Annotated in this window: 9 protein-coding genes; 7 read left to right on the top strand and 2 right to left on the bottom strand. The window is 62.9% G+C overall.

The features are described 5' to 3' along the window. Positions 1-215 precede the first annotated feature (215 nt). From DK871_RS27755 to DK871_RS27730, 6 genes are all read left to right on the top strand, one after another. The gene (locus DK871_RS27755; protein WP_161907406.1) at positions 216-1,865 is read left to right on the top strand and encodes an AMP-binding protein; all 1,650 of its coding nucleotides are present in this window, start codon (positions 216-218) and stop codon (positions 1,863-1,865) included. 30 nt (positions 1,866-1,895) lie between these two features. After that, on the top strand, positions 1,896-2,339 hold the full coding sequence (locus tag DK871_RS27750) for a hotdog fold thioesterase (protein WP_032892618.1): 444 nt from the start codon (positions 1,896-1,898) through the stop codon (positions 2,337-2,339). A gap of 97 nt (positions 2,340-2,436) precedes the next feature. Beyond that, positions 2,437-3,240, top strand: a complete 804-nt coding sequence (locus DK871_RS27745) for an alpha/beta fold hydrolase (RefSeq protein WP_161907405.1) — start codon at positions 2,437-2,439, stop codon at positions 3,238-3,240. Then, on the top strand, positions 3,237-4,091 hold the full coding sequence (locus DK871_RS27740; RefSeq protein WP_161907404.1) for an alpha/beta hydrolase: 855 nt from the start codon (positions 3,237-3,239) through the stop codon (positions 4,089-4,091). Before DK871_RS27745 ends, DK871_RS27740 begins: the two co-directional genes overlap by 4 nt. 102 nt (positions 4,092-4,193) lie before the next feature. After that, positions 4,194-5,012, top strand: a complete 819-nt coding sequence (locus tag DK871_RS27735; protein WP_161907403.1) for a DUF4892 domain-containing protein — start codon at positions 4,194-4,196, stop codon at positions 5,010-5,012. Between the two features lie 72 nt (positions 5,013-5,084). Next, complete coding sequence (locus DK871_RS27730; RefSeq protein WP_003190063.1) at positions 5,085-6,149, top strand: AI-2E family transporter; 1,065 nt, start codon at positions 5,085-5,087, stop codon at positions 6,147-6,149. A gap of 160 nt (positions 6,150-6,309) precedes the next feature. On the opposite strand, the gene DK871_RS27725 is transcribed toward DK871_RS27730, so the two are convergent. Together DK871_RS27725 and DK871_RS27720 are read right to left on the bottom strand one after the other, a co-directional pair. After that, entirely contained in the window at positions 6,310-7,341 is a 1,032-nt protein-coding gene (locus tag DK871_RS27725) for a HAMP domain-containing sensor histidine kinase (RefSeq protein ID WP_044273032.1), read from the bottom strand. Beyond that, complete coding sequence (locus tag DK871_RS27720) at positions 7,341-8,105, bottom strand: response regulator (protein WP_014717756.1); 765 nt, start codon at positions 8,103-8,105, stop codon at positions 7,341-7,343. Before DK871_RS27720 ends, DK871_RS27725 begins: the two co-directional genes overlap by 1 nt. A gap of 259 nt (positions 8,106-8,364) precedes the next feature. On the opposite strand from DK871_RS27720, the gene pyrF reads away from it, so the two are divergent. Beyond that, positions 8,365-9,063, top strand: coding sequence for an orotidine-5'-phosphate decarboxylase (pyrF, locus tag DK871_RS27715; protein WP_161907402.1), 699 nt, complete (start codon positions 8,365-8,367; stop codon positions 9,061-9,063). Positions 9,064-9,153 lie beyond the last annotated feature (90 nt).

Raw genomic sequence — 9,153 nt, 5'->3', positions numbered from 1 at the left:
CCCTGCCGGTTTACCCCCCAAATCCCTGTCGAATTCCGGCCAGCGTGGTTTGACGGGGCGCCTAAGATCAAGATCAAGAGCAGATCAAGAGCAAGATCAAGAGCGGCTCGCTTCGCATCGTGGTTAGCGGCAGGCCGTTTCCTTTGCCTGTGCTATACAGTCAACCAAGCAAGTGCTTGGTTGGCTGTATCTCGGATCACAAAGGAGCGCGTCCCATGTCTGTCGCTTTTCGTTTGCCGTTGCAGGTCTTCTTTGAACGTGAAGCGCGGCACCCGCGTAAAGTTTTTCTTGTTCAGCCCATCGGCGGCGGTGAGGTGCAGACCCTCACCTGGGGCGAGGTGGGCCACCAAGCGCGTTGCGCCGCGCACTGGCTGCGTGCGCGGGAGTTGCCCCAGGGCTCGCACATTGCCTTGATTTCAAAAAACTGCGCTCACTGGATCATCGCCGACCTGGCGATCTGGATGGCCGGGCATGTGTCGGTGCCGCTTTATCCCAACCTCACCGCTGAGTCCGTCGCCCATGTGCTGACCCACTCGCAGGCGCGGTTGGCGTTGATCGGTAAACTCGATGACTGGCCGGCGATGGCGCCTGGCGTTCCTGCGGGGGTGCCGACTATCAGCCTGCCGCTGTGTCCGAAGGGGACTTTCGATTTCAGTTGGGCGGACCTGCAAGCCTGTTCACCGGTCCAGGACAACCCGCTGCCGGATGCCGCCAGCCTGGCCACTATCATCTACACCTCCGGTACTACTGGCCTGCCTAAAGGGGTGATGCACAGTTTCGGCGCCTTGGGGTTTGCTGCCACGCGCGGTACTGAGTTGTTCGGCCTGGGGGAGGGTGACCGGTTGCTATCGTATCTGCCGCTGTGCCATGTGGCGGAGCGGATGTTTGTCGAAATGGCGTCGATCTATACCGGGCAAACCGTTTTTTTCGCCGAGAGCCTGGAGACCTTCCTCATCGATCTGCGCAGGGCGCGGCCGACGGCCTTGTTTGGTGTGCCGCGTATCTGGACCAAATTTCAACTGGGCGTCTACGCCAAAATCCCGGAAAAACGCCTCGATACCTTGTTGCGCCTGCCTTTTATCGGCAAGCGCGTCGGCCATAAAGTCCTCGCCGGTCTGGGGCTGGATGCGCTGCGTATCGCTCTGTCCGGCGCGGCGCCGGTGCCCGAGGCGTTGCTGCGTTGGTATCAGCGCCTGGGCCTGGATGTGCTGGAGGTGTATGGCATGACCGAAAACTGCGGCTATTCCCATGTGTGTCGCCCTGGCGGGCAAGCGCTCGGTTGGATCGGCCAGCCCTGCCCTGGTGTGCAAGTGCGCATCGACCCGTCAGGCGAAGTGCAGGTACGCAGTGGCGCGACCATGCTGGGCTATTTCAAGGACCCGCAGAAAACCGCAGATACGCTCACCGCAGATGGCTTCCTGCGCACGGGCGACAAGGGCGAGCAGGACGCTGACGGTCGTCTGCGCCTGACCGGGCGCCTCAAGGAGATCTTCAAGACCAGCAAAGGCAAATACGTGGCCCCGGCGCCGATTGAAAACCGCCTGGCCGAACATGCGCGTATTGAACAGGTGTGTGTGGTCGGCGAGGGGCTCAGCGCACCGATCGGGCTGTGCGTGTTGTCGGCGCCGGGCGAGGACCGCCACGCCCTGGGCAGTGGCCTTCAGCGTTGGCTGGCACAGGTGAATGCCGGCCTGGATAAGCATGAGCGCATGGGGCAGTTGGTGGTGGTGAAAGATCACTGGGCGGTGGAAAACGGTTTTCTCACGCCGACCTTGAAGATCAAGCGCAACGTGATCGAGTCGACGTACGGGCCACAATTACAAGCGTGGAGCGCGCGCGCCGAAACCGTTCTGTGGCAGGATTAGGGCCGTAATAAAACCAACAAGGACAACCGTATGAGCCTGTGGCGTACCCAACCGAATATCGAACACCTCAACGCGATCCAGAAAAACACCATCGGTGAATTGCTGGATATTCGTTTCGAAAGCTTCGACGACGAATCCCTCACCGCCAGTATGGTGGTCGACCACCGCACCCATCAGCCCTACGGCCTGCTGCACGGCGGCGCCTCGGTGGTACTGGCCGAAAGTGTCGGCTCCATGGCTGCCTATTTGTGCATTGATGCCAGCAAGTTCTATTGCGTGGGCCTGGAGGTCAACGCCAACCACCTGCGCGGTGTGCGCAGCGGGCGGGTGACGGCGGTGGCCAAGGCTATTCATATCGGGCGGACCACCCAGGTGTGGGACATCCGCCTGAGCAGCGACGAGGGCAAGGCCAGTTGTGTCTCGCGCCTGACCATGGCCGTGGTGCCGCTGGGTGAACAACCGCCGGCGCGATAGGCGTGGCGTGAGTGTCATCATTCCTGGCAGTTACAGTCATTGCTGTAGGCGCCGGGCATGGTGACAATCCCCCTCTGTTTTGGTTGATGGAAACTGTATGTCGCAGCACGTGTTTTTTACCCACGCCAATGGCTTCCCTTCGGCCACTTACGGCAAGCTGTTTGCCGCCCTGGCCCCGGAATATGCGGTGGCGCATCTGCCGCAGCACGGTCACGACCCCAGGTTCCCGGTGGATGATAACTGGCAGAACCTGGTGGACGAGCTCATCCACCATCTGGAGCAGCAGCCAGAGCCGGTATGGGGCGTGGGCCATTCCCTCGGGGGCGTGCTGCATTTGCACGCGGCCATGCGTTGCCCGCACCTGTACCGGGGCGTGGTGATGTTGGATTCGCCGGTGCTCACCCGCGCAGACCGCTGGGTGATCCGCGCTGCCAAGCGCTTTGGCTTTATCGACCGCCTCACCCCAGCCGGGCGCACGCTTGGCCGGCGCGAAGAATTCACCGACCTGGACACCGCGCGCAGCTACTTCGCCGGCAAGACCCTGTTCCGTGGCTTCGACCCTGATTGCTTTGACGCATACCTGCAACATGGCCTGCAGCAAGTGGGCGACCGTCTGCGACTGCGGTTCGACCCGGCCACCGAAATCAGCATCTATCGCGGCGTGCCCCACACCAGCCCTGGCCAGATACGCCAGTTGAAGGTGCCACTGGCCGTGGTGCGTGGCCGCCAGAGCCGGGTGGTGATGCGTCACCATGCCAGCGGCGTCGACCGCCTGCCCATGGGCGAAATGCTCACCATGCCCGGCGGCCATATGTTCCCGCTCGAACGCCCACAGGACACCGCTGCCTTGATCAAGACGCTGTTCGCTCGCTGGCAAGCCCGTGAGCGCGATTGCGCATGAGTACGCCTGTCGAAGAGGTTCGCTTGAGCCTGCCGCATATCGAACTGGCCGCGCATCTGTTCGGGCCTGAGGACGGCCTGCCGGTGATTGCCCTGCATGGCTGGCTGGACAACGCCAACAGCTTTGCGCGCCTGGCGCCCAAGCTGCACGGCTTGCGCATCGTTGCCCTGGACATGGCCGGGCATGGGCATTCGGCGCACCGCCCGGCCGGCGCCGGGTATGCCTTGTGGGATTACGTCTACGACGTGCTGCAGGTGGCCGAGCAACTGGGTTGGAAACGTTTTGCATTACTCGGCCACTCTCTTGGCGCCATCGTCTCCCTGGTGTTGGGCGGGGCCTTGCCGGAGCGGGTGACACACCTGGGGCTGATCGACGGCGTGATCCCGCCGACCGCCAGCGGCGAGAACGCGGCCGAGCGCCTGGGCATGGCCTTGCAGGCGCAATTGAGCCTGCAAGACAAGCGCAAGCCGGTCTACAACAGCCTTGATCGAGCGGTTGAGGCGCGGATGAAAGGCGTAGTGGCGGTCAGCCGTGAAGCGGCGCAGCTCCTGGCCCAGCGCGGTTTGATGCCGGTACCGGGCGGTTACACTTGGCGCAGCGATAGCCGCCTGACCCTGGCGTCACCGATGCGCCTGACCGATGAACAGGCCATGGCATTCGTACGACGGGTCGGGTGCCCTACGCAGTTGGTGGTCGCGGCTGACGGCATGCTGGCGAAACATCCCGAATTGCTTTCTCAGCTACCCTTCACGGTGACCACGCTGCCAGGCGGCCATCATTTACACCTGAATGACGAGCCCGGCGCGGCTCTTGTTGCAGACTGTTTCAATCGGTTCTTCTCCACGCCTTGACTTGGCGGGGTCAACTGCCGAGGCTGGGCGGATTGAAAGGGAGTCAACCATGAACACACTCAATATCGCTGTGACCAACATTGGCCAGGGCTCACTGATCCGATGAGCCTGGGTAAAGGATGTATCCGTGCCCTTGGCCTTTGCTGTTTCAGCCCCCTGGTATTTGCTGCCGACCTGCCCGGCAGCCAGGATCTGCCGGCGGTAACCCGCCAGGTTGATGCGCAAATCGTCGATTACCGCCCTGCTGAAGACAAGGAACGCATCTACCCCATGGGCGCGATCCGCAAGATCAGCGGCCAGTTGCGCTACGAAGGCCAAGCCATCGCGCGCGGCCCAGTCACTGCAATCACCTATGAATTGCCCGCCGAACACAGCTCCAGCGCCGCCTTTACCGCAACGCGTGAAGCCTTGCAGGCCAAGGGCGCGCAGTTGTTGTTCTGGTGCAAGGCCCGCGATTGTGGCGAAAGCAGCCTGTGGGCCAACGAGGTGTTCGGCAACGCCAAGCTGGTGGGCGCCGACGGCCAACAGGAATACCTGCTGCTTCGCCTGGCCGCCCCGCAAGACAATTCCCTGGTTGCGCTGTACGGCATCACCCGTGGTAACCGCCGCGCCTACCTGCATGTGGAGCAACTCGACGCCAGCGCGCCTTTGAGCGAGCTGCTGCCCACCTCGGCCACCCTGCTGCGTGAACTCAAAAGCACTGGCGAGCTGGATTTTCCCGCGCTGGTTGCCGAGCCGGATGACACTTGGCTGACCTTGATATCCCGAGCCTTGAACCTCGACACCACCCTGCGCGTGAGCCTGAGCGGGCCGCAGGCCGAGGCCTGGCGCCAGGCGCTGGTGGAGAAGGGCGTGCGCACCGCCCGTCTGGAAACCGGCACCGGTGAAACCCAAGGGCTGCATCTGCATCTGATACGCTAAGCATCACAGGGCGAACGGACCCGTGCCGTTCGCCTAAGCTCTCTTCCTACAGCCTTCTTTTCGAGATACCCGATGCTCAATAACGATCGCCTGCTGGTGCAAATCCTGCTGCTGGTGCTGTTTGGTGCCAGCTTCTGGGTCATGGCGCCGTTCTGGTCGGCGCTGTTCTGGGGCGCGGTGCTGGCCTTTGCCAGTTGGCCGCTGATGCGTTTGCTCACTCGTTGGCTCGGCGGTCGGGAGTCCCTGGCCGCCGGCATCCTGACGTTGGGCTGGATGTTGCTGGTGGCGGTGCCATTGGTGTGGCTGGGATTCAACCTGGCTGACCATGTGCGTGATGCGGTGGCGCTGATCAAGGACATCCAGGTCGACGGCTTGCCCGAGGCGCCGACCTGGCTAGGGTCGATCCCCTTTGTCGGCGAGCGCCTGGTGGCGACGTGGGACAGCATTGATCAACAAGGCGCGGCGCTGATGGTCAGCATCAAGCCGTACCTGGGCCAGGTCGGCAATTGGTTGTTGGCGCGCAGTGCGCAAATTGGCGGCGGCATTCTTGAGCTGACCCTGAGCCTGGTCTTCGTGTTCTTTTTCTACCGCGACGGGCCGCGCCTGGCGATGTTTGTGCACCGCCTGTTGGAGCGTCTGATCGGCGAGCGCGCCGGCTATTACATCGAACTGGTGGCTGGCACGGTGCAGCGGGTGGTCAATGGTGTGATCGGCACCGCTGCGGCCCAGGCGCTGCTGGCGCTGATCGGCTTTCTGATCGCTGGCGTTCCGGGCGCGCTGGTGCTGGGCATCGTGACCTTCTTGCTCAGCCTGATTCCCATGGGGCCGCCGCTGGTGTGGATCCCGGCCACGGCGTGGCTGGCGTGGAAGGGCGACTACACCTACGCGGTGTTCCTGGGCGTGTGGGGCACGTTCGTGATCAGCGGCGTGGATAACGTGCTCAAGCCGTACCTGATCAGCCGTGGCGGCAACTTGCCGTTGGTGATTGTGTTGTTGGGTGTGTTTGGCGGGTTGATAGCGTTCGGCTTTATCGGCCTATTTATTGGCCCGACGTTGTTGGCGGTGGCTTACAGCCTGCTGACAGACTGGAGCGCGAGCCAGGCGCAGGTGCGCCGCGAAGACAAACCGTGTAACTGATCGGTGACTACATAACTGGCCGTCTGTAGGAGCGAGCTTGCTCGCGAAAAACGTCAACGATAACGCGTGCTTCCTGAATAAACGCGGCGCCTGTGAGTTTTTCGCGAGCAAGCTCGCTCCTACATTTTGCCCTCTCACAGGTGCTCGTGCGACTGCCTTCTTAAACCCTCGGCAACCACATCACCGCCGTCAGCCCACCGCCCGGTGTGTCCTCCAGGCTCAGGTGGCCGCCGAGTCGCTCGACGGCCTCCCTGGCAATAGTCATCCCCAAACCGACCCCTCCCGAATTGCGGTTGCGCGACCCTTCCAGGCGAAAGAACGGCTCGAACACCGCTTCGCGCTTGTCGGCGGCGATCCCCGGGCCGTGGTCGATCACCCGTATCACCAGGGCGCCGCGGCTGTCGGCCAGTTCTACCCGGGCGGTGCCGGCATAACGCAGGGCGTTGTCGATCAGGTTGTTCAGGCAGGAGCGCAGGGCCATCGGTTGCACCTGCAAGGGCGTACATGTGCCGGAAAACTGCACATCGCGGCCTTGGTCCTGGGCGTTTTCACTTAGAGACTCCACCAATGCCTGCACATCGAGCCAATGCCGTGTCTCGCTGGTGCGCTGTTCGTGCAGGTAGCTCAAGGTGGCATCGAGCATGCCGATCATGTCGTCCAGGTCCTGGCGCATCTGGCCTTGCAGCTTGGGGTCTTCGATTTGCTCCAGGCGCAGCTTGAGACGCGAGAGGGGGGTGCGCAGGTCGTGGGAGACCGCGCCGAGCATGCGTGCGCGCTGGCTGACCTGTTCGCGGATGCGCTTTTGCATCAGGTTGAAGGTGGAGGCCGCCTGGCGTGCCTCGCGAGGGCCGGACTCCACCAAGGGCGGGCTGTCGAGGTCGACGCTCAAGCGCTCGGCCGCCGCGCTCAGGCGCTGGATCGGCCGGCTCAGCAGTTTGGCGCCGTACCAGGCGGCGATGATCAGCGAGATAAATTGGAATGTCAGCGGCACCACCGGGCCGCCGAACCAGGGGCGAGGCGCCTTGCGCAAAGGCGTGAGGCTGCCGTCCGGTTGTTCGACGAACGCCGCGCGGGGCGGTGGCGGCGGGCCGTAGTGGTGGAACCAGAAGAACGCCAGCACATGGGCCAGCACAATCGCCACCAGCAACAGGCCGAACAGTCGCCCGAACAGTGTGTTGAAGGGGGCGCGCATCAACCGATATCCCGGGCGTCGAACAGGTAGCCTTCGCCGCGTACGGTCTTGATCAATTGCGGAGCCTTGGGGTCATCCCCCAGCTTCTGGCGCAGGCGCGACACCAGCAAGTCGATGCTGCGATCAAAGGCCTCGATGGAGCGCCCACGGGCCGCGTCCAACAGCTGTTCGCGGCTCAGCACGCGGCGCGGGCGTTCGATAAACACCCACAACAAACGAAACTCGGCGTTGGACAGCGGCACCACCAGGCCGTCATCGGCCACCAGCTGGCGCAGCACGCTGTTCAGGCGCCAAGTGTCGAAGCGGATATTGGCCCGCTGTTCGGTGCGGTCATCACGCACCCGGCGCAGGATGGTCTGGATACGCGCGACCAGTTCTCGGGGCTCGAACGGCTTGGACATATAGTCGTCTGCCCCCAGTTCCAGGCCGATGATGCGGTCGGTGGGTTCGCAACGGGCAGTAAGCATCAGGATCGGAATATCCGACTCGGCGCGCAGCCAGCGGCATAACGTCAGCCCGTCTTCGCCTGGCAACATCAGGTCGAGCACCACCACATCGAAGGTCTCCGCTTGCATGGCCTGGCGCATGGCGGTGCCGTCGGTGACACCCGAGGCGAGAATATTGAAGCGTGCCAGGTAGTCGATCAGCAGTTCGCGGATCGGCACGTCGTCGTCGACAATCAGCGCGCGGGTGTTCCAGCGCTTGTCTTCGGCGATCACCGCGTCTTTTGGCGCTTCGTTTACAGGGTCGCAAGGGGTATGCATAGCGAGGTCATCTGCCTGGTTGTGGCTGTCAGCATAGGCGCCCAGTTCCAGGGCTGGAAGTGCTGGGCGGGCGGTCATGTGCGCGAGGCTAGCCGGGCGGCGTATTGGGGGCGTGTCGTGAATGTATCGGGGTTGAAACAATTGCCCTGAATCGCCGGTATTGGGCGCTTGATCGGTATTTACCGATCATCGGATCCCGCAACGGCGCTGCTTGCGCTACAATCCGCGCCGATTTCGACTTGCCTGAGAGCCCATTCCAATGTCCGTCTGCCAGACTCCTATCATCGTCGCCCTGGATTACCCCACCCGTGACGCCGCACTGAAGCTGGCTGACCAGTTGGACCCCAAGCTTTGCCGGGTCAAGGTCGGCAAGGAATTGTTCACCAGTTGCGCGGCGGAAATCGTCGGCACCCTGCGTGACAAAGGCTTCGAAGTGTTCCTGGACCTGAAATTCCATGACATCCCCAACACCACGGCGATGGCCGTTAAAGCCGCGGCCGAGATGGGCGTGTGGATGGTCAATGTGCACTGCTCCGGTGGCCTGCGCATGATGAGCGCCTGCCGCGAAGTGCTGGAACAGCGCAGCGGCCCCAAGCCGTTGCTGATCGGCGTGACCGTGCTCACCAGCATGGAGCGCGAAGACCTGGCGGGCATTGGCCTGGATATCGAGCCGCAGGTGCAAGTGTTGCGCCTGGCAGCTCTGGCGCAGAAAGCCGGCCTCGACGGCCTGGTGTGCTCGGCCCTGGAAGCCCAGGCCCTGAAGAACGTTCACCCCTCGTTGCAACTGGTGACGCCGGGTATCCGTCCCACCGGCAGCGCCCAGGATGACCAGCGCCGTATCCTCACGCCGCGCCAGGCCCTGGATGCGGGCTCTGACTACCTGGTGATCGGCCGTCCGATCAGCCAGGCGGCGGATCCTGCAAAAGCGTTGGCAGCGGTCGTCGCCGAGATCGCCTGATTTTTAGAGCGGCAAAAATGTGGGAGGCCCCACTAAGTCTCCGACATAGCGCTGTCGCGCATCAAACTGGTTCATCGTAAGGTTTAAGAA

The sequence above is a fragment of the Pseudomonas sp. L13 genome (assembly GCF_009935965.1).
GTDB classification, from domain to species: domain Bacteria; phylum Pseudomonadota; class Gammaproteobacteria; order Pseudomonadales; family Pseudomonadaceae; genus Aquipseudomonas; species Aquipseudomonas lactis.
The sequence above is the reverse complement of the archived record's forward strand: the minus strand, read 5'-3'. Positions and strand labels throughout refer to the sequence as shown.